The sequence below is a fragment of the Pseudocitrobacter sp. RIT415 genome, from assembly GCF_003057695.2.
GTDB lineage: Bacteria > Pseudomonadota > Gammaproteobacteria > Enterobacterales > Enterobacteriaceae > Pseudocitrobacter > Pseudocitrobacter faecalis.
The window spans coordinates 1-1,564 of record NZ_QBJC02000046.1; the positions used below are offsets into that span (position 1 = coordinate 1).

Below are 1,564 nucleotides of genomic sequence, written 5' to 3' on the forward strand. Positions count from 1 at the left end.
ACGCCGGAAGACCAAGGGTTCCTGTCCAACGTTAATCGGGGCAGGGTGAGTCGACCCCTAAGGCGAGGCCGAAAGGCGTAGTCGATGGGAAACAGGTTAATATTCCTGTACTTGGTGTTACTGCGAAGGGGGGACGGAGAAGGCTATGTTGGCCGGGCGACGGTTGTCCCGGTTTAAGCGTGTAGGTTTGCAGACCAGGTAAATCCGGTTTGCTTCAAGACTGAGACGTGATGACGAGGCACTACGGTGCTGAAGTGACAAATGCCCTGCTTCCAGGAAAAGCCTCTAAGCTATAGGTAACATCGAATCGTACCCCAAACCGACACAGGTGGTCAGGTAGAGAATACCAAGGCGCTTGAGAGAACTCGGGTGAAGGAACTAGGCAAAATGGTGCCGTAACTTCGGGAGAAGGCACGCTGATATGTAGGTGAAGTGATTTACTCATGGAGCTGAAATCAGTCGAAGATACCAGCTGGCTGCAACTGTTTATTAAAAACACAGCACTGTGCAAACACGAAAGTGGACGTATACGGTGTGACGCCTGCCCGGTGCCGGAAGGTTAATTGATGGGGTTAGCTGTAAGGCGAAGCTCTTGATCGAAGCCCCGGTAAACGGCGGCCGTAACTATAACGGTCCTAAGGTAGCGAAATTCCTTGTCGGGTAAGTTCCGACCTGCACGAATGGCGTAATGATGGCCAGGCTGTCTCCACCCGAGACTCAGTGAAATTGAACTCGCTGTGAAGATGCAGTGTACCCGCGGCAAGACGGAAAGACCCCGTGAACCTTTACTATAGCTTGACACTGAACATTGAGCCTTGATGTGTAGGATAGGTGGGAGGCTTTGAAGTGTGGACGCCAGTCTGCATGGAGCCAACCTTGAAATACCACCCTTTAATGTTTGATGTTCTAACGTAGACCCGTGATCCGGGTTGCGGACAGTGTCTGGTGGGTAGTTTGACTGGGGCGGTCTCCTCCCAAAGAGTAACGGAGGAGCACGAAGGTTAGCTAATCCTGGTCGGACATCAGGAGGTTAGTGCAATGGCATAAGCTAGCTTGACTGCGAGCGTGACGGCGCGAGCAGGTGCGAAAGCAGGTCATAGTGATCCGGTGGTTCTGAATGGAAGGGCCATCGCTCAACGGATAAAAGGTACTCCGGGGATAACAGGCTGATACCGCCCAAGAGTTCATATCGACGGCGGTGTTTGGCACCTCGATGTCGGCTCATCACATCCTGGGGCTGAAGTAGGTCCCAAGGGTATGGCTGTTCGCCATTTAAAGTGGTACGCGAGCTGGGTTTAGAACGTCGTGAGACAGTTCGGTCCCTATCTGCCGTGGGCGCTGGAGAATTGAGGGGGGCTGCTCCTAGTACGAGAGGACCGGAGTGGACGCATCACTGGTGTTCGGGTTGTCATGCCAATGGCATTGCCCGGTAGCTACATGCGGAAGAGATAAGTGCTGAAAGCATCTAAGCACGAAACTTGCCCCGAGATGAGTTCTCCCTGAGACTTTAAGTCTCCTGAAGGAACGTTGAAGACGACGACGTTGATAGGCTGGGTGTGTAAGT

At 52.9% G+C, this 1,564-nt stretch carries 1 rRNA gene; it reads left to right on the forward strand.

Going from position 1 to position 1,564, the window contains the following annotated elements:
- A 23S ribosomal RNA gene (locus DBY68_RS22670) occupies positions 1-1,564 on the forward strand; the annotation flags it as partial.